This window comes from Neorhizobium tomejilense (assembly GCF_964254135.1).
Classification (GTDB): Bacteria; Pseudomonadota; Alphaproteobacteria; order Rhizobiales; family Rhizobiaceae; genus Neorhizobium; species Neorhizobium tomejilense.
The window spans coordinates 3,386,604-3,402,821 of record NZ_CAXUSO020000001.1 but is presented as its reverse complement, the minus strand read 5'-3'; the positions used below and the strand labels follow the sequence as shown (position 1 = coordinate 3,402,821).

Annotated in this window: 18 protein-coding genes and 1 pseudogene; 12 read left to right on the top strand and 7 right to left on the bottom strand. The window is 60.3% G+C overall.

The window, feature by feature from the left end; all coding sequences use genetic code 11:
- Positions 1 to 6 precede the first annotated feature (6 nt).
- A complete protein-coding gene (locus ACSQ3G_RS16980) occupies positions 7 to 783 on the top strand; it encodes an L-iditol 2-dehydrogenase (RefSeq protein WP_436110873.1) in 777 nt (258 codons plus the stop codon).
- A gap of 294 nt (positions 784 to 1,077) precedes the next feature.
- Here ACSQ3G_RS16980 and ACSQ3G_RS16975 read toward each other — a convergent pair whose 3' ends face one another.
- Positions 1,078 to 1,986, bottom strand: a complete 909-nt coding sequence (locus ACSQ3G_RS16975; RefSeq protein ID WP_436110872.1) for a dihydrodipicolinate synthase family protein — start codon at positions 1,984 to 1,986, stop codon at positions 1,078 to 1,080.
- 17 nt (positions 1,987 to 2,003) lie between these two features.
- The gene (locus tag ACSQ3G_RS16970) at positions 2,004 to 2,642 is read right to left on the bottom strand and encodes a LysE family translocator (RefSeq protein ID WP_436110871.1); all 639 of its coding nucleotides are present in this window, start codon (positions 2,640 to 2,642) and stop codon (positions 2,004 to 2,006) included.
- Positions 2,643 to 2,771: 129 nt separating this feature from the next.
- Here ACSQ3G_RS16970 and pdxR point away from each other — a divergent pair, with 129 nt between their 5' ends.
- Positions 2,772 to 4,280 carry a MocR-like pyridoxine biosynthesis transcription factor PdxR gene (gene pdxR / locus ACSQ3G_RS16965; protein WP_436110870.1) on the top strand — a complete coding sequence of 503 codons (1,509 nt, stop codon included), beginning with the start codon at positions 2,772 to 2,774 and terminating at the stop codon, positions 4,278 to 4,280.
- 118 nt (positions 4,281 to 4,398) lie between these two features.
- Here the strand turns inward: pdxR and ACSQ3G_RS16960 are convergent, their stop codons facing one another.
- Positions 4,399 to 4,704 (bottom strand): hypothetical protein, encoded by a 306-nt coding sequence (locus tag ACSQ3G_RS16960; RefSeq protein WP_046604592.1) that lies wholly within the window; start codon positions 4,702 to 4,704, stop codon positions 4,399 to 4,401.
- Between the two features lie 302 nt (positions 4,705 to 5,006).
- Positions 5,007 to 5,363, bottom strand: a complete 357-nt coding sequence (locus ACSQ3G_RS16955) for a hypothetical protein (protein ID WP_436110869.1) — start codon at positions 5,361 to 5,363, stop codon at positions 5,007 to 5,009.
- Positions 5,364 to 5,860: 497 nt separating this feature from the next.
- Here ACSQ3G_RS16955 and ACSQ3G_RS16950 point away from each other — a divergent pair, with 497 nt between their 5' ends.
- Together ACSQ3G_RS16950 and ACSQ3G_RS16945 are read left to right on the top strand one after the other, a co-directional pair.
- Complete coding sequence (locus ACSQ3G_RS16950; protein ID WP_105404480.1) at positions 5,861 to 6,577, top strand: Crp/Fnr family transcriptional regulator; 717 nt, start codon at positions 5,861 to 5,863, stop codon at positions 6,575 to 6,577.
- Positions 6,578 to 6,652: 75 nt separating this feature from the next.
- The gene (locus ACSQ3G_RS16945; protein WP_105404479.1) at positions 6,653 to 6,898 is read left to right on the top strand and encodes a DUF6894 family protein; all 246 of its coding nucleotides are present in this window, start codon (positions 6,653 to 6,655) and stop codon (positions 6,896 to 6,898) included.
- A 7-nt stretch (positions 6,899 to 6,905) separates the two neighbouring features.
- On the opposite strand, the pseudogene ACSQ3G_RS16940 reads toward ACSQ3G_RS16945, so the two are convergent.
- Positions 6,906 to 7,618: pseudogene (locus ACSQ3G_RS16940) on the bottom strand (Crp/Fnr family transcriptional regulator).
- A 183-nt stretch (positions 7,619 to 7,801) separates the two neighbouring features.
- On the opposite strand from ACSQ3G_RS16940, the gene ACSQ3G_RS16935 reads away from it, so the two are divergent.
- On the top strand, positions 7,802 to 8,128 hold the full coding sequence (locus ACSQ3G_RS16935) for a response regulator (RefSeq protein WP_436110868.1): 327 nt from the start codon (positions 7,802 to 7,804) through the stop codon (positions 8,126 to 8,128).
- 191 nt (positions 8,129 to 8,319) lie between these two features.
- Here the strand turns inward: ACSQ3G_RS16935 and ACSQ3G_RS16930 are convergent, their stop codons facing one another.
- Positions 8,320 to 8,625 carry a DUF982 domain-containing protein gene (locus ACSQ3G_RS16930; RefSeq protein ID WP_436110867.1) on the bottom strand — a complete coding sequence of 102 codons (306 nt, stop codon included), beginning with the start codon at positions 8,623 to 8,625 and terminating at the stop codon, positions 8,320 to 8,322.
- 91 nt (positions 8,626 to 8,716) lie between these two features.
- Positions 8,717 to 9,217 (bottom strand): sigma-70 family RNA polymerase sigma factor, encoded by a 501-nt coding sequence (locus ACSQ3G_RS16925; protein ID WP_436110866.1) that lies wholly within the window; start codon positions 9,215 to 9,217, stop codon positions 8,717 to 8,719.
- 352 nt (positions 9,218 to 9,569) lie between these two features.
- Between ACSQ3G_RS16925 and ACSQ3G_RS16920 the strand changes: the two genes are divergently transcribed.
- From ACSQ3G_RS16920 to ACSQ3G_RS16890, 7 genes are all read left to right on the top strand, one after another.
- Positions 9,570 to 10,448, top strand: a complete 879-nt coding sequence (locus ACSQ3G_RS16920; protein WP_436111732.1) for a metal ABC transporter substrate-binding protein — start codon at positions 9,570 to 9,572, stop codon at positions 10,446 to 10,448.
- Positions 10,449 to 10,520: 72 nt separating this feature from the next.
- Positions 10,521 to 11,420, top strand: coding sequence for a manganese/iron ABC transporter ATP-binding protein (locus ACSQ3G_RS16915; RefSeq protein WP_436110865.1), 900 nt, complete (start codon positions 10,521 to 10,523; stop codon positions 11,418 to 11,420).
- A complete protein-coding gene (locus tag ACSQ3G_RS16910) occupies positions 11,417 to 12,277 on the top strand; it encodes a metal ABC transporter permease (RefSeq protein WP_436110864.1) in 861 nt (286 codons plus the stop codon). The genes ACSQ3G_RS16915 and ACSQ3G_RS16910 overlap by 4 nt, the downstream gene beginning before the upstream one ends.
- Positions 12,274 to 13,119, top strand: a complete 846-nt coding sequence (locus tag ACSQ3G_RS16905; RefSeq protein WP_436110863.1) for a metal ABC transporter permease — start codon at positions 12,274 to 12,276, stop codon at positions 13,117 to 13,119. Before ACSQ3G_RS16910 ends, ACSQ3G_RS16905 begins: the two co-directional genes overlap by 4 nt.
- A gap of 176 nt (positions 13,120 to 13,295) precedes the next feature.
- Positions 13,296 to 13,682: a hypothetical protein gene (locus tag ACSQ3G_RS16900; RefSeq protein ID WP_436110862.1), complete on the top strand. Its 387-nt coding sequence runs from the start codon at positions 13,296 to 13,298 to the stop codon at positions 13,680 to 13,682.
- 306 nt (positions 13,683 to 13,988) lie between these two features.
- Positions 13,989 to 14,516, top strand: coding sequence for a YcnI family copper-binding membrane protein (locus ACSQ3G_RS16895; RefSeq protein ID WP_436110861.1), 528 nt, complete (start codon positions 13,989 to 13,991; stop codon positions 14,514 to 14,516).
- Between the two features lie 31 nt (positions 14,517 to 14,547).
- Complete coding sequence (locus ACSQ3G_RS16890; protein ID WP_436110860.1) at positions 14,548 to 16,164, top strand: copper resistance CopC/CopD family protein; 1,617 nt, start codon at positions 14,548 to 14,550, stop codon at positions 16,162 to 16,164.
- Positions 16,165 to 16,218 lie beyond the last annotated feature (54 nt).

Sequence of the window (16,218 nt, the reverse complement as noted above, 5' to 3'; positions counted from 1 at the left end):
TTTTAGATGCCAGGAAAATTGGAGGGCAAGACAGCCATCATCACGGGAGCCGCGCGAGGCATCGGCCTTGCCTTTGCCAAAGCATACATTGCCGAAGGTGCGGGCGTGGCAATCTGCGACATCGACATCGCCCGTGCGGAAACCGCTGCCATGCACCTTGGCAATGGCACCATCGCGGTGAAGGTCGACGTCACGAACAAGCAGAGCATTGACGAGGCTGTCGCCAAGGTGGCGGGTGCATTCGGGAGCATCGACATCCTGATCAACAACGCGGCGCTCTTCACGGCGGCCCCGATCGTGGAAATCACTGAGGCCGACTACCGGAGAGTCTTCGACGTGAACGTCTACGGTTCGCTGTTCATGCTGCAGGCCGTCGCGAAGCAGATGATTTCACAAGGCAAGGGCGGCAAGATCATCAACATGGCATCCCAGGCGGGCCGCCGAGGAGAGCCGCTTGTGGCGGTCTACTGCGCCACAAAAGCGGCAATCATCAGCCTCACTCAATCGGCTGCATTGAACCTCATCGAACACAAGATCAACGTCAACGCCATCGCTCCAGGCGTCGTTGACGGTGAGCACTGGGACGGCGTCGACGCCTTCTTCGCCAAATACGAAAACAAAGCTCCTGGGCAAAAGAAAAAGGAAGTCGCCGCTGCCGTTCCTTTCGGACGTATGGGTAGGGCGGAAGACCTCACCGGAATGGCAGTATTTTTGGCCTCCGCGGATGCCAACTACGTTGTTGCGCAATGTTACAATGTTGATGGCGGGCAGTGGATGAGCTGAGGTCTCGCTGGCTCGGTCTTTCTAGATTGGAACTCCGACCCGACTTGTCGGTGGTTCGAACCTGTTAAAGAGAAAAATATCTGCAAGCCTCCGTGCGCTCAGGCCCCCGCAACCAAACTTTACAAAGCTCCCGAAGCTTAGCTCCGGGAGTTTTTTGTTGCTGAGGCCCGATGCTGAGCCCCGAGATCGTGCAAAGCCGAGTGACCCAGCTTGGTCCGTCGAGCTGGCCTAGTTCGGAACCGCCGCTGAGCAAAGGCAGATGTGGACGATGTCCCCGAATCCGCGTCCGGCACATCAAAACCTCTGCCGGCCCGCGCCCTCGATCATCTCCAATGCCAGCCTGACGTCATCTTCGGCGTCTTTCGGCAACGGCAACACCGGACGTGGCGGCTGGATGTGCGCCAGATCCAGGAGGTCCGCAATGACAAACATAACGCGGAAGCTTCCGTAGCGCTTGAACAAGGTCCAGAGCGGTTCGAAAGCCTTGTTCAACCGCGCGGCCTCGACAATGTCGCCGGCCTGCGCTGCACGCGTCAGCGCAAGCGCCGGGCCTGGCAGCAGGCCTGCCGCAACGCTGTACCAGGTGTCGCATCCGGCAAGCAAGGCATCGGCCGCCCCCCAATCGCTGCTATATCCGATCGTGAACCTGCCAGGGGTGATCTGTCGCAGGCGCGCGAGTTCCCCGGCGTAATCGTCACCTGCCGCCAGAGGCATTTTCACGGCGACCACGTTGGACACTTCCGACAGCCGGGCGATCAACGAATCGCTGAACGTGAAGCGCGTGGTGCTGGGATTGTTGTAGATGCATAAAGGCAATTCCCCCGCCTCGGCCACAGCGACGAAATGCTGAAAGACTTCGTCCTCGTTCAGGGGAACGTATGACATCGGCGCCAGGAGCAGGCCGTCGGCGCCGGCGGCTTTGGCGTCGCGCGCCAAAGCCTGAGCGTCGTCGGTGCGCAATGCTCCTACACCCACCACAAGAGGCGTCTTGCCGCCAATACATTCAACGGCAACCGCGACGGCACGCTTGCGCTCTTCCTTCGTGAGGTATGCATAGCCACCCGTGCTGCCGAGCAGCCCGATGGAATCTGCACCCGCGTGATGGATACGCTCGAGAAAACGGGCCAGCGCCTCGGCGTCGACGCGCCCTTCAGTATCGGTCGGGGTCAGGGGGAACGCAGACAGGCCATGGAACAAAGTCATTATCGAACCTTTCGTAACTAAATACGGGAGAGCAGCAAGCGCAGCCCCGCGAACGCAAAGAACAGCGACAGCAGGCTTTCGATCCAACGGCGGCAGCGGCGGTACAGAGCCACCATCGGCGCTGTGGAGAAGACAATGGCGTAGCCACAGAAGATCGCGACGCTCAAGACGGCGCAGCCACCCAATATAGCGGCGATGCTTTCCCACGAAGAACCCGGGCCGATACCCAACGTGACCAGCGCGATCCATGCCAGCACGGATTTCGGGTTCGCCAAATGCATCAGGAGGCCTCGCCGGTAGAGCGCGGCCCGAGAAAGAGCAACTTCATCCGCCGACACGCGCGCCGCCAGCTTCTCGTTCGACATCAGCGCTGAACGTCCCGCCTTGAAGGCGAGAAACAGCAGATACAAGCCGCCGAAAATCTGGAGAGCGATCAGCGCCTGGGCATACCTGGCCAACAAGGCGGAGATACCCGTCGAGGCCATCAGACCCCAGAAGATAGAGCCGCTGACAACGCCGGAGGCAAGCATGAGCGCAGCGCCTCTGCCGCGCGCCATCGCCACGCCCATGATGCGCATGTTGCTGGGGCCGGGGCTACCCGCGGCGATGACATATGCCGCATAGACTATGAGCAACTGATGCAGGTCGGAATTCATTCCTTGAAGCCCTTTAAACCCTATCCAGCATCGAAAGATGCAATTGCTACCGGTGACGATTGACTTGACTGCAAGCGACCTATTGCAGTTCATTGGTACAAACTAAACTGCCAGTTTTGGAGATTTTCATTGGTCCAGTACAGGCAAGGGTCTCGCAGGACCGGAGCGACGCGCCGTATCTATCATTCCCTGCTCAAGCAGATCGAGGCTGGCGTCTATGGTGTCGGTGACGCTCTGCCTTCAAGCCGCTCGCTTGCGGAAGAACTGGGGGTTTCGAGGACGACGGTGACCGCCGCATTCGACCAACTTGTTTCGGAGGGATATGTCCGGGTGCAGCAGGGACGGAAAGCGTGTGTCGCTTCAGCAGGTCGGCTGAGCCAGGTTGATCCGCCCGACTGTTCGGCGATCCCCGCTCGCCCGCTTTCCGCCTATGCAACTCGTGCGATGGCTCTGCCGCCGAACAGCATCGCAGGCAGGCTGCCGCTCAAATTCGATTTCCGCTACGGTGATATTGCCGCAGAGGACTTTCCCAAGGGCCCCTGGCGAAAAGCGCTGAATACCGCCTTCCTCAGGCATCGCGACAGATTGGGATACGATGATCCCGCTGGAAGCCGATCCTTGCGGGAGGCGTTGCAGGGCTATGTCTGGCGGTCAAGGGGCATCAGCTGCGATCTCGGCCAGATCATCGTCGTCAACGGATCGCAGCAGGCGCTGGACCTATGCGCTCGGGTTCTTGTCAATCCCGGCGACCGTGTCGTGGTCGAAGACCCGTGCTATGCCATGGTCAAGAACGTGATGCATGCCGTCGGAGCAAACATCGTTGCCGTACCTTGTGGCGCTCAGGGGATAGATACCACGAAGCTTCCCGAGGTTGGCGACATCGCGGTCGCCTATGTGACGCCAAGCCACCAGTTTCCTCTGGGAGGAGTCTTGCCCGCTGCGCATCGCCAAGCCTTGATGGAGTGGTCCATGTCGGCGAGCGCTTATGTCATCGAGGATGACTACGACAGTGAGTATCGGTACGATGTCAGCCCCATTCCGCCTCTCTATCTCTCGGGGCAAGGGCGCGTCATCTATGTCGGAACGGTCTCAAAAACCCTGTCGCCGACGCTCAGGCTCGGCTACGTCATACTTCCGCATCCACTCGTCGAGGCCTTCATCGAATGCAAGCGGATTGCCGATCGGCACACATCCACGTTCGAACAGGAGGCTCTCGCCGCGCTGATCGAGACCGGTGCCTACGAGAGGCATGTCCGGAGGATGCGGAGGCTTAACGCAGAGCGACGCGCCGTATTCTTGGCGTCGATGACCAGCGCTTTTGTGGACGACATCGAGATCGTTGGCACCACTGCGGGACTTCACGTCGTGGTGTGGTTCAACACCATTTCCGGCCGACAAGAGGCGCGTTTCGCGGATATTGCCCGAAGCCACGATATTGGAATCTATCCCATCGCTCGCCTGTTCTCATCGCCGAGCGACGAGCGAGCCGGCTATATCTTTGGCTATGCCTCCATGTCCGTCGATCAACTCGCCAAAGGAGTGGAAAAGTTGCATCGCGCATACCTCGGCTTCATCGGCGAAGAGGTCCCTCCAGGCGGGAGCGGGAGCCAAAACGGCAAGTCTTCGAGCGCCACATAGTTTCGACCGGCGGCTACGCGACGCATCCGCTGTTTCTGTGACTTCGAGAAGGAACGTCTTCCGGTGGAGGGTCGATTTCCGGATCTGCGCAGATGACAGCGGACGTCTGCGCTATTTCCTAAATCCCTGACCCGTCGAACTGCTGAGTGTCGCGGCCTTCCCAGGGTGAGGGCAGCGAAAGGCGATTGAGGCTGGCCGAGGGCATCGGCATCCAACACTTCAATTCCGGCTCGGCGTATTCGATGATGTGGCCGGGCGAGGAATCAGAGGCGCGCCAGCCTTCTCCACCGAACTGATCGCCATTCGACCAGTACGCGAGGTCAACTTCTGCCGGCCCCTGTTCGGACGGCCGGATGGTGACCAAAATCCGGCTACCGTCCTTCGGCGCGCTTGCCATATGGCGCCAGCGATCTGTCTCGTCCATCGTTTTTCCTCCTGCCTTGCTGCAGGTTGAACTGTCGCCTCGCTATCGAAAACGGTCAACTCAAACTTTGCAGAACCATCCTCCGTCGGTCGACGCCGGTTCGCCGGAAGGCATAGGCTTCGCCACCGCTGAACCCGGACTTGCCGGGAAGACGACGGTGCGATGTCCGTTGACGAAGGTGCGGTAGTCCGCGACCATTGCGGCGCTTGCGAAAATTGTGGACCTGTCAGCGAACTTCCGACTTCCACTACAGTTTGCGATAGGTAAGTGATGGATGAGTAGAAACCTCGCGTCTAGCAGGATCACAGGTGAAGCCGTACCGAATGATCGTCATCGGGAACAAGAACATCGTTTCTTCCGAAATTCGCGATGCCTGGAAACAAGCGGGGGTCGGGTTGCGAGGCCCCGTCTTGCCGTCGGCTTTCGAAATGGGCCTCGTGCGGGCCGCCCATGGCGTGCTGATCGATGCCACGGAGGATGCCAATTTCATGTTTCGAATATCCGAGCAGCTTGAAGCGGCTTCGGTTCCATTTGTCTTCGTGGTCCGTGAAGAGCGGGTTCTCGGACATAAGGGCCCTTACGTGCTCGGAGTTCGGCCCGAAGATATCAAAGACATTGTCGAAGAACTGCTTCAGCAATACGACAGCGGCGTCCGGCATTAGGATTGGTTTCGTTCGGTCGATGGATGTGCCGCGAAATTTTTTAGCATCAGCCTGAACAGCTGGAGGCGAAGAGCCTGGCTCGTTTGCCTCAGAGGACGTTGAAGTTTGGCCTCTATAATCGTTCGATCGGCAAGTGCACCGGCTTCCCCGTCGGAGCGGACGAAACGACGCGCCATACGGTGAACCCAGGGGATGAGATCGTCCACCCGAGGGTTCACGTCTTCCTGGCTATCGGGATTTGGCGTACCTGGGACGACAGTCATTCGTAGCTCCCTCCTTACGCCAGATAATCCAGCAGGCTGTCGTGTCGTTCCGGTACGCTAGCGGACGCTCGAAGTGCTGGCCGCTCGCTGCATCCCTACCTGACGCCAGCGTGCAAAGCTTGCTGGCGAAGATCCAAAGGAGTAGACTTCATCTTATCGTTCGCAGACTAAACAGGGCGCGAACGGCTGAGGGTTACAGTGTGCTCTTGCCCCCAATCGTGGGAAGCACACATGGCCGCGCCTCTGCAATTCAATATGCCGAACAAGCTTCTGGCGTTGCTTCCTCCAGCCGACTACGACCAGATCGCGCCGGACCTGGCCCATGTCGTCCTTCCGAGAGGAAGCTTGCTCGGCGAAATGGGAAAGCCCATCAAATATGTCTATTTTCTCACGTCCGGGATAGGTTCCGTCGTCGCAACGACGCCCGAGGGTCATCGCGCCGAAGCAGGCCTGTTTGGTCTTGATGGGTATGTCCCCACCTCGGCTGTCGCGGGCGCGGAGATCAACGCGCACGACGTCGGCATGCAGTTGGAGGGCGATGGCTACAGGATGGACTACGATGCGTTCCGCGGCTGGATGGAGCGGAACAGGAGCCTATCCAAGGTGATGATCCGCTCGCTGGAGGCGTTTTCGATTCAGCTGGCCTATACGGCCACATCGAACGCTCTTCATGACGTCACGGAACGATTGGCTCGCTGGCTGCTGATGTGTCATGATCGGGTTCCTGGCAATGAAATCAACCTCACTCACGAGTTCATTTCGTTGATGCTGGCCGTCCGCCGGCCGAGCGTGACGACGGCTCTGCACGTGCTTGAAGGCAATGGATTCATCAAGTCCGAGAGAGGTCACATTACCATTCGCAACCGGGCCGCTCTCGAAGAGTTTGCGCATGATGCGTATGGAAGGCCGGAAGAGGAATACCGGCGTCTGATGAGAGATCTTTTCTGACGCATCAGATGCGTTAGATTTGCCGTCGATCGAGCTTTCAGGCAGGGCAGGCAGTCACTCACCGAGCGAACCGACATGACACGCTATTTCTTCCATATCCGGCGTAACGATGAGACGGTCCTCGATGAGGAGGGCGACGAGTTCGCCAGCCTCGACGATGCGCGGGTCAGCGCCGTCAATGCCATCCGGGAATTGGTGGCGGCTAAGATCAAGAGAGGACTGATGATCCTGAACGAGCATATGGAAGTACGCGACGAAGCGGACGCGCTGCAATTGGTCATCTCGTTCCACGAGGTGATCGAAGGCCAGCTCAAACGCTGAGACCGGTTCAGAATTCGCCGATAAGGCGACGGAATTCCACTTCCGGCTTGCCGTAGGCATTGCCCGCGAATTCCTCCATGCCCTTCCTGTCCCGGATGGTGATGCGGCCGCGTTCCGCACGGATGAGTTTCTTGCCTTCAAGGACAGCAAGGCGGTGGTGACGCTGGGTCTGCGAACGCCCAGCATCAACGAGATGAAGTCATGCGTCAGCGCGATCTCATCGCCGTCCACACGGTCGTGGCACATCAGCAGCCAACGTGCGAGACGTTCATCGACCTGGTAGGTGACGTTGCAAAGCGCCGTATAGGATATCTGCGAAGCAAAGGTCTGGATAAATCTGGCGAGGAGATTGGCAAAAACCGGATGTTGCGAGAGTGCCCGAATGACGGCGTCGAGTGGCATGCGAAACCCATGTCCCTCGACCTGCATCAGCACTTCGTGGACGCTGATCGTACCGCCGACGCCGGCGGAAGTCGGCGAAAAACCCTCGCGGCCGAACATTCCAGCCTCAGCCCGCTGACCGTCCGACGAGATGGTGACGACCGACCCGATCCCGTTGCTGAGGAAATAGACATAGTCGATCGGCCTGTCTGCCTTGACGATGATAAAACCTCTATCGAGATCGACGGGCTCAAGCGCGGCGGCGACACTGCGGAACTCATCGTCCGGCAACAAGGCTATCAGTCGGTTTCGCTTTTCTGGGGGGTCTGCGGCGGACATGGCTCTCGCTGAGGTCGGGCGGGAGCCCACGGCTTCCGGCCGCCATGCCCTGAACTGACGGACGGTTGTCGATTGTATAGCATCCTGTTGTTCCAGGTGTTTTTGCGTACGCTGGCAGACGCTCCGCCCCTTTTTTTCCATGAAGAGTAATCTCATGGCTCTTCATTTCTGGAGGGCGTAAAAATGGAGAACCCGGGACACGAACCGGTCTTGCTGCTGGAAGACCAGGCTCTTATCGCCATTTACATGGAGGAGCTGCTTCATCAGGCCGGGTTTGACAATATCTGCACGCACTCCTCCTGCGCTGCCGCGGCCGAGTGGCTTCAGAAGAACACGCCTAAGCTTGCCGTGATAGAAACCCGGCTCAGAGACGAGCCATGTGACGCCATCGCCGCCGTTCTCAACCAGCGCGGCGTTCCATATATCGTCCATTCGGTAGGACGGCAGTGGAAATCACCCGTACATGGGCACGAAATGCAGGTGGATCGACAAACCGTGCGATCCGGATGAATTCGTGAAGGCCGTGAAAGAGTGTGTGCCCAGCCGCAGGGAACCAGCGCCCGCCGCCTCGGGCACCCAATACCAGGAGCAGTGCCATCATCGGTAGACAAGTTCCTTCTCATGCAAAGTGGCCGGTGCCGCGGTAGGGGCCGGCTGGGAGGGGAGGCCGTTGAATCAGCCTCCCCACCCAAGGGGACTGGTCAGGCGGGAACAGCCAACGGGAGCGCTCTGGTCGATGAGGATCTTCCCGTTGCAACCGCCACCATTGGCATGCCGGCTTCCAGGCATGCCGCGATGAAGGCTTCGCGGGCGATCTCGACTGGCGCTATCCTCTTCAGCGCCGCCCGGCATCTCTGGACGGCGCGGTCATAACGCTCCCCACGCTTGAGGGGCCATTCGTTCTCGAGAAAGTCCAACGCGTCGTAGACGTTGTGGAAAGTATGGTCCAGGCCGTTCGGCAACCGGATGTTTACCGGCGCGCGGAACGGCATTTCCGGGATGTTCATGATCTCCTCCTTTCACATGCCGGATGAAAAAGAAGCAGAATCGATTTGGTTATTGACCGCCAGGATTCAAGAGGTCGTGCGGTCGCTGTAATTAGTTGTTATCGCCGAGCTGAGCCGCAAGATGAATGCGGGCGCGGTTGACCCGGCTCTTGATGGTACCGAGCGGGCAGTCGCAACGTCGTGCTGCAACCTCGTAGCTCTCTCCCTGGATCAGGACGATATCCAGGGCCTGGCGATAGTGAGCGGGCAGTTCCGAAAATGCCTTTTCAAGTTCCCGGGCGCGGACCGACCATTCCTGGGGCGCCTGGACCGACGGCTGTGCCGAAATGCCTTCTCCCAGACCGATCACCTCTCGCTTGGCAAGGCCAAACTTCGTGCAGAACGTGTTGCGCATGATCGTGAAAAGCCAGGATTTCAGGCTGGTGCCCGGCTGGAACTTGTCGAGATTAGCCAGCGCTCTGAGAAGGGTCTCCTGCACGAGATCATCCACGTCGCTCGGCGTCCGGTGAAACCGGCGCGCGAAGGATCTGAGCGCAGGTATCAGATCCACGACCTCCGAACGAACATGAGAACTGGATTTATCGACCGTCATGGGGCCTCCTCACACGACAATCGACGGAACTGCGGCGAGAGCCAATTTGTTCCGATGTTTTATCTAAACCCCGGGGCGGCGTCGGAGTGACGACGGCATCGTAGTCAGCGTCCCTCGCCGATACCGCCACGTCATCCCGTCAGGCAAGGCTGTAATCATTTTGTCCTCCGCTGCGAATCCTTGTTGCAATTCATTCGCAATTGCAGAATATGAATGTAACGAGAGTGCCCATCGTTGTTGCAGGCGATCCCGAGCTGCGACGAGGCCATTCCGAACACTGATTGCAACTAAGTCCTATTCGCAAAAGGAGGCGTGCATGCTTGACAAGATACGATGGCTGGTCCTGACTGGAATGATAGGAACGGCGTTCGCCGCCGTTCTGACGGTCATGCCGGCATCGGCTCAGGACAAGTTCAAGGCGGTGACGACTTTCACGGTGATCGCAGACATCGCGAAAAACGTCGCCGGCGACGCCGCGGTCGTCGAATCCATTACCAAGCCCGGTGCGGAAATCCACAACTACCAGCCGACACCCGGCGACATCCAGCGGGCGCAGGGCGCCAAGCTCGTCTTCTGGAACGGGCTCAATCTCGAGCTCTGGTTCGAGAAGTTCTTTCAGAACCTGAAGGCCGTGCCGGGCGTCGTGGTCTCGACAGGCGTCGAGCCGATGGGCATCGTCGAAGGCCCGTATGTGGGCAAGCCCAACCCGCATGCCTGGATGTCTCCCACCGCGGCGCTGATCTATGTCGACAACATCCGCGATGCCTTCGTGAAGTACGATCCGAAGAATGCCGCGATCTACAAGGCCAATGCCGAAGCCTACAAGGTGAAGATCAAGGCGGCCATAGATCCCATCAAGGCAGAACTCGCCAGGGTGCCGGAAGACAAGCGGTGGCTTGTGACGAGCGAAGGCGCCTTTTCCTATCTCGCCCGCGATTTCGGCTTGAAGGAGTTTTATCTGTGGCCGATCAATGCCGACCAGCAGGGCACGCCGCAGCAGGTTCGCAAGGTGATCGACGCCGTTCGCAAGAACCGGATCGGTGTCGTTTTCTCGGAAAGTACGATCTCGCCGAAGCCAGCCGAACAGGTGGCGCGGGAAACCGGCGCCAAATACGGCGGCGTTCTTTATGTGGACTCGCTGAGCGAGGCCGATGGCCCGGTTCCGACCTATCTCGATCTGCTGAAGGTGACTTCGGATACTATCGCCAAGGGCCTGTCCGCTTCGCCCTGATATCTGTCGTGCGCCCATTCGCGATCCGGCGGGTGGGCGCGTGCATTTGCCGTTTTCAAGAGGATGTTTCCCATGAATGCTCAACCCCGTTGGCCGAACCATGCTCCTTCCGGCTCTGACGGAATCATGGTCGATGGCGCGACCGTGACCTACCGCAACGGCCATACGGCCATACGGGATGCGAGCTTCAGTATTCCTCAGGGAACGATTACCGCGCTGGTAGGGGTCAACGGTTCCGGCAAGTCCACGCTGTTCAAGGCGATCATGGGTTTTGTGCGCCTGGCGAAAGGCGACATCCGGGTGCTCGGCATGTCGGTCAAGGAGGCGCTGCGCAAGAACCTCGTCGCCTATGTGCCGCAGTCGGAAGAGGTCGACTGGAGCTTTCCGGTGCTGGTCGAGGACGTCGTCATGATGGGCCGCTATGGCCATATGGGCATGATGCGCATTCCGAAAGCCGCCGATCACGAGGCCGTGGCGACGGCGCTGGCCCGTGTCAGCATGAGCGAATTCCGCAAGCGTCAGATCGGAGAACTGTCGGGCGGGCAGAAGAAGCGGATTTTCCTGGCGCGCGCACTGGCGCAGGACGGCCACGTCATCATGCTCGACGAGCCCTTCACCGGCGTTGACGTCAAGACCGAGGACCAGATCATCAGCTTGCTTCGCGAGTTGCGCGACGAGGGCCGCGTCATGCTGGTCTCGACGCACAATCTCGGCTCGGTGCCGGAATTCTGCGACCGAACCATCCTGATCAAGGGCACGGTGCTCGCCTACGGGCCGACGGTCGAGACCTTCACCCAGGAAAACCTGGAAAAGACCTTTGGGGGCGTGCTGCGTCATTTTGTGCTCAGCGACGCGCAGAACGGAAGATCGACGTCGATTGGCCTGATCAGTGACGATGAGCGGCCCCTGGTGCTTCGGGGCGGGAAGGCGACCAACCGCGCATCGGACGAGGAAGGCGGAGGCCGCGAATGATCGCCGTTCTGATCGAACCCTTCACCTACAACTATATGCTGAATGCCATGTGGGTCTCGGCGCTTGTCGGCGGTGTCTGCGCCTTCCTTTCCTGTTACCTGATGCTGAAAGGCTGGTCGCTGATCGGCGATGCGCTCTCGCATTCGATCGTTCCCGGCGTGGCAGGCGCCTACATGCTCGGGCTTCCCTTTTCGATAGGCGCCTTTTTCTCCGGAGGGCTTGCAGCGGCCACGATGCTTTTCCTCAACCAGCGCACCAAGCTGAAGGAAGATGCCATCATCGGCCTGATCTTCTCCTCCTTCTTCGGGCTGGGGCTGTTCATGATCTCGCTGAGGCCCATGGCGGTGAACATCCAGACGATCGTGCTCGGCAACATCCTCGCCATCACGCCCGAGGACACGCTGCAACTCGCCATCATCGGCTTCGTGTCGCTGGCTGTTCTGCTCGTCAAATGGAAGGACCTGATGGTAACCTTCTTCGACGAGAGCCACGCCCGGTCGATCGGGCTCAATCCGACCGCGCTCAAGATCGTCTTCTTCACTCTTCTGTCGGCTTCGACGGTTGCCGCGCTCCAGACGGTCGGGGCCTTCCTGGTCGTCTGTATGGTGGTCACGCCCGGCGCGACCGCCTACCTCCTGACCGATCGTTTCCCGCGCCTCCTTGTTCTGGCGGTGATCATCGGGTCGGTCACCAGCTTTGTCGGCGCCTATGCGAGTTATTTCCTCGACGGGGCGACCGGCGGCATCATCGTGGTGCTGCAGACGGCAATCTTCCTGATCGCATTCTTCCTGGCGCCGAAGCACGGGATGCTGGCGGCGCGCAGGCGGGCAGCCCAGGCGCTGGAGGAGGCCCCATGACCATTGTCGATACGCTTCTCTCACCCTTCCAGTTCGGCTTCATGGTCAACGCGCTGCTGATCTCGGTGCTGATGGCCGTGCCGATGGCGCTTCTGTCCTGCTTCCTTGTTTTGAAGGGCTGGTCGCTGATGGGCGATGCGATCAGCCATGCCGTGTTTCCCGGCGTGGTGATCGCCTATATCGTCGGCATGCCTCTTGCGATCGGCGCTTTCGCCGCCGGCATGTTCTGCGCCATCGCCACCGGCTTCCTGAAGGAAAACAGCCGCATCAAGCAGGACACGGTGATGGGCATCGTGTTCGCCGGCATGTTCGGGCTCGGCCTCGTCCTTTATGTGAAGATCCAGTCCGACGTGCATCTCGATCATATCCTGTTCGGCGACATGCTCGGCATCTCCTGGCGTGACATCGGCGAGGCGGCCGTCATCGCGGCGATCACGGCCGGCATTCTCGGTGTGAAATGGAAGGACTTCCTGCTGCACGCCTTTGATCCGGCGCAGGCAAGGGCCGTGGGACTGAGGGTCAATTTCCTGCACTACGGTCTTCTCGCTCTCATTTCGCTGACGATCGTCGGTGCCCTGCAGGCGGTCGGCATCATCCTTTCGATCGCCATGCTGATCGCACCGGGAGCTATCGCCTTCCTGCTGACCCGCAAGTTCAGCACCATGCTGATCCTGTCCATCGCCATTGCCGTGACCGGTTCGTTCGCCGGCGTCTACCTGTCCTTCTTCATCGACAGCGCCCCGGCGCCGACAATCGTGCTCCTGCTGGCGATCGGTTTCGTGTTCGCCTTCATCCACGTTACCCGCAAGGCGGCCCGGGTCCAGACGACCGAAACGATCTAGCAGGAGGGAGGGGAGCGCCTGGTCTTGGCGTTACCCTTGATCGCGACAGGCTGGCGAGTTGACGCGCATCAAAGAACGCTGTGGCGGAAGGGCGCATAGACAGAGCTGACTGTGCCGTGCCAATAACGGATGTCCAGATCGGACATCGGCGGCTGGCCGCAACTGATGAGGGGACCGTGAAGAACCGCAGAGCGCCTGGCTGGAGTGTTGTGTTCGCGTCGATCGCGGCCTACGCGCTCGTCGTGCAGATGGTGCTTGGCTCCGTTCTTCTCGGCTCAGCGGTCGCAGCTCCTGTCATCGATGATTTTGGAAACCCGCTTTGCATTACCCATGCCGGCGGTAGCGGCCAATCCGATCACAAGGACGGTCCAAAACTGCCCGAGTGCTGCACCCAGGCATGCAGCGTTCTCGCTCCGGCGCTCGCACCGCAGTTTTCCGACAATTTTCTGAGCAACCGGCTGGAGGCCACCTCCAAGCCGGTTCCGGCCGAAACGGATATAGGTCCTTTCGAACGGCCCGAGACCTCTCCCGGAAATCCCCGCGCGCCACCGTCGGCAGCCTGAAAGCGTGCCGCGCAAAACGTCACCGTCTTGCGACACGGCATGCGAACCAAAGACTTGAAGCGTGGCTGGTGAATCTCAAGGAACGCCGGGCGCTCCAAGTGGGGCACCTCTCTGTTCCCTAAACTCGCTTCGGCCAAACGGCGATGACGCGGCAAAAGCCGTGTATCGCATCCCCGACGGCCGGCGGGATCGGAGCAAGGGCGGGACACCGTTTCAAACCATCAATCCACCCCGGACCGGCGCCTCCTCGGCTGCCGGCACCTGAAAAACAGGCCGTCCAACGCGCGGCCAAGCATGGAGATTCACATGTTGAAGACAATCACGACAACCGCCGCCATCCTCATGGTCGGCAGCACCGCCGCTCTGGCGCACGTCACCCTGGAAGCAAAGGAAGCTCCTCTAGGTTCGACCTACAAGGCCGTGCTGCGCGTGCCGCACGGTTGCGAGGGCAAGCCGACGAACACCGTGCGCGTCCAGATTCCGGAAGGCTTTTACGGAGTGAAGCCGCAGCCGAAGGCTGGTTGGATGCTCGACAAGGTCAGGGGCGCCTATGCCAAGGCCTATGACAATCACGGCTCTCCCGTCACCGAAGGGGTCAAGGAAGTGGTCTGGAGCGGCGGTAACCTCGGCGATGACGAGTATGAGGAGTTCGTGCTGCGGGGCACGATTGCCGTGGATCTGAAAGCCGGTGACATGCTCTATTTTCCGGTGATCCAGGAGTGCCCGGAAGGCCTCAAGGAACGCTGGATCGAAGTGCCGGCCGCAGGCCAGAAGGCGTCGGACCTCGAACTCCCGGCCCCGGGCGTCAAGCTTCTTCAGAAGACAGGCAACTAAGCGATCGATCCATCCGGGAGCATGAAGGCCGATGACGCCGCTTTGCTACAAGGCACTTTCACTGACCGGTACTCTGCAGCGGTTCGTATCTGCGATCCTGCTGTGGTCGGTCATGACGGCGGCGGCATCCGCCCATGCATCCCTCAACACGACCGAGCCGCGCGATGGCTCGGTCGTGTCCACGGCCCCGCGCGTGATTGCTCTGACATTCAGCGAGCCTGTCTCGCCGACCAGCCTCAAGCTCACGCGGCCGGACCGCAGTTCAGTCACGCTCAAAAGCTTCGTCCTGAAGGACAGGACGGTCGAAATTACCCCGCCGGACGACCTTTCGGACGGGAGCTATCTTCTCTCCTGGCGGGTCGTTTCGGAGGATGGCCATCCGATCGGCGGCTCGGTCGTCTTCTCGATCGGGCAGCCAAACGCCAGCGCTCGGGGTACTGCTGCCGATATCGACTGGCCGGTCCGCGCCGGCCTTTGGATCGGCAAGGTGGCGCTTTATGTCGGTCTCTTCTTCGGGGTCGGCGGCGCTTTTGCCATCCATTGGTTCGCGGACGGTTCCGGGAATGCGTTGAGGCAGGTGCTTGCTGCCCTCGGCGCCGGCTTTGCGGGCGCCTTGCTTTCAGCAGGCTTCCAGGGCCTCGATACGGTGGGCGAGCCTGTTTCGCGGCTCTTCGTGCCGGCTGTCTGGAAGGCGGGAATGGCCACGAGCTTCGGGCCGACCGTCATTTTTGCGATCGCGGCCCTGGCGCTTGCGGGGCTCGCTCTGGCCAGCGGTCGGGGCAGGGATGCCCGCTGGATATCGATATCCGCAGTCATAACCGCGGCATTTGCCCTCTGCCTCAGCGGGCACGCGAGTGCGGCAGACCCGCAATGGCTGATGCGCCCGGCCGTTTTCCTGCATGTCGCGGCCATAGCCGTCTGGGCCGGCGCGCTGCTGCCGCTCCTGGCCGAGTTCGGAAAAGACAAAGAAGCGGCCGGCGCGGCGTTGCACCGCTTCTCCTTCTTCATACCGTGGGCCGTCCTGGTTCTAGCGGTAGCCGGATGCGTGCTTGCCGTCGTCCAGGTCCGCACTCTGGCTGGGCTGGTCACGACGGCGTATGGGATCGTATTCCTCGTCAAGCTCGGGCTGCTCGTCCTGCTGTTTGCCCTGGCAGCCGTCAACCGGTGGAAACTCACCTCCGGTTCGGAGAAGGGGGAGCCTGCAGCGATCCGCCAGCTCGTTCGTTCGGTCGCTGCGGAGACCGTCATCCTGCTTCTCATTTTCGCAGTGGCCGCGACGTGGCGCTTCACGCCGCCTCCACGCACCTTGATCGCCGAAGTCCAGAGGACTGCCGTCGTTCACCTGGAGACCGGCAAGGCTGTGGCTGACGTCAGGATCACGCCGGACAGGGTAGGGGAGGTCGCGATCTCCGCGGTCATCGCCAAAAGCGACCGGTCGCCGCTCGATCCTCAGGAAGTAACGCTCGTGCTGTCGAACCCGGGGGCGGAGATCGAGCCGATAAGGCGCCGGGCCGAGAAAGGCAAGGACGGCTGGGCGGTGCCCGATATCGTGCTTCCCGTACCCGGGCGGTGGCGACTTCGCCTTGACGTGATCATCAGCGATTTCGAGATCACCAGGATGGAAGGCGAGATCGAAATCGCACCTTGACCGGACGCCAGCGGACGCTCCTCCAGAGCGGAGCGTCCGCAAGCCAACATTCCT

What these genes read in the sequence shown, in the direction of transcription:
- ACSQ3G_RS16980 (WP_436110873.1), top strand. Translation starts at nt 7, where the DNA reads ATGCCAGGAAAATTGGAGGGCAAGACAGCCATCATCACGGGAGCCGCG.
- ACSQ3G_RS16975 (WP_436110872.1), bottom strand. Translation starts at nt 1,986, where the DNA reads ATGACTTTGTTCCATGGCCTGTCTGCGTTCCCCCTGACCCCGACCGAT.
- ACSQ3G_RS16970 (WP_436110871.1), bottom strand. Translation starts at nt 2,642, where the DNA reads ATGAATTCCGACCTGCATCAGTTGCTCATAGTCTATGCGGCATATGTC.
- ACSQ3G_RS16960 (WP_046604592.1), bottom strand. Translation starts at nt 4,704, where the DNA reads ATGGACGAGACAGATCGCTGGCGCCATATGGCAAGCGCGCCGAAGGAC.
- ACSQ3G_RS16955 (WP_436110869.1), bottom strand. Translation starts at nt 5,363, where the DNA reads ATGCCGGACGCCGCTGTCGTATTGCTGAAGCAGTTCTTCGACAATGTC.
- ACSQ3G_RS16950 (WP_105404480.1), top strand. Translation starts at nt 5,861, where the DNA reads ATGGCCGCGCCTCTGCAATTCAATATGCCGAACAAGCTTCTGGCGTTG.
- ACSQ3G_RS16945 (WP_105404479.1), top strand. Translation starts at nt 6,653, where the DNA reads ATGACACGCTATTTCTTCCATATCCGGCGTAACGATGAGACGGTCCTC.
- ACSQ3G_RS16935 (WP_436110868.1), top strand. Translation starts at nt 7,802, where the DNA reads ATGGAGAACCCGGGACACGAACCGGTCTTGCTGCTGGAAGACCAGGCT.
- ACSQ3G_RS16930 (WP_436110867.1), bottom strand. Translation starts at nt 8,625, where the DNA reads ATGAACATCCCGGAAATGCCGTTCCGCGCGCCGGTAAACATCCGGTTG.
- ACSQ3G_RS16925 (WP_436110866.1), bottom strand. Translation starts at nt 9,217, where the DNA reads ATGACGGTCGATAAATCCAGTTCTCATGTTCGTTCGGAGGTCGTGGAT.
- ACSQ3G_RS16920 (WP_436111732.1), top strand. Translation starts at nt 9,570, where the DNA reads ATGATAGGAACGGCGTTCGCCGCCGTTCTGACGGTCATGCCGGCATCG.
- ACSQ3G_RS16915 (WP_436110865.1), top strand. Translation starts at nt 10,521, where the DNA reads ATGAATGCTCAACCCCGTTGGCCGAACCATGCTCCTTCCGGCTCTGAC.
- ACSQ3G_RS16910 (WP_436110864.1), top strand. Translation starts at nt 11,417, where the DNA reads ATGATCGCCGTTCTGATCGAACCCTTCACCTACAACTATATGCTGAAT.
- ACSQ3G_RS16905 (WP_436110863.1), top strand. Translation starts at nt 12,274, where the DNA reads ATGACCATTGTCGATACGCTTCTCTCACCCTTCCAGTTCGGCTTCATG.
- ACSQ3G_RS16895 (WP_436110861.1), top strand. Translation starts at nt 13,989, where the DNA reads ATGTTGAAGACAATCACGACAACCGCCGCCATCCTCATGGTCGGCAGC.
- ACSQ3G_RS16890 (WP_436110860.1), top strand. Translation starts at nt 14,548, where the DNA reads ATGACGCCGCTTTGCTACAAGGCACTTTCACTGACCGGTACTCTGCAG.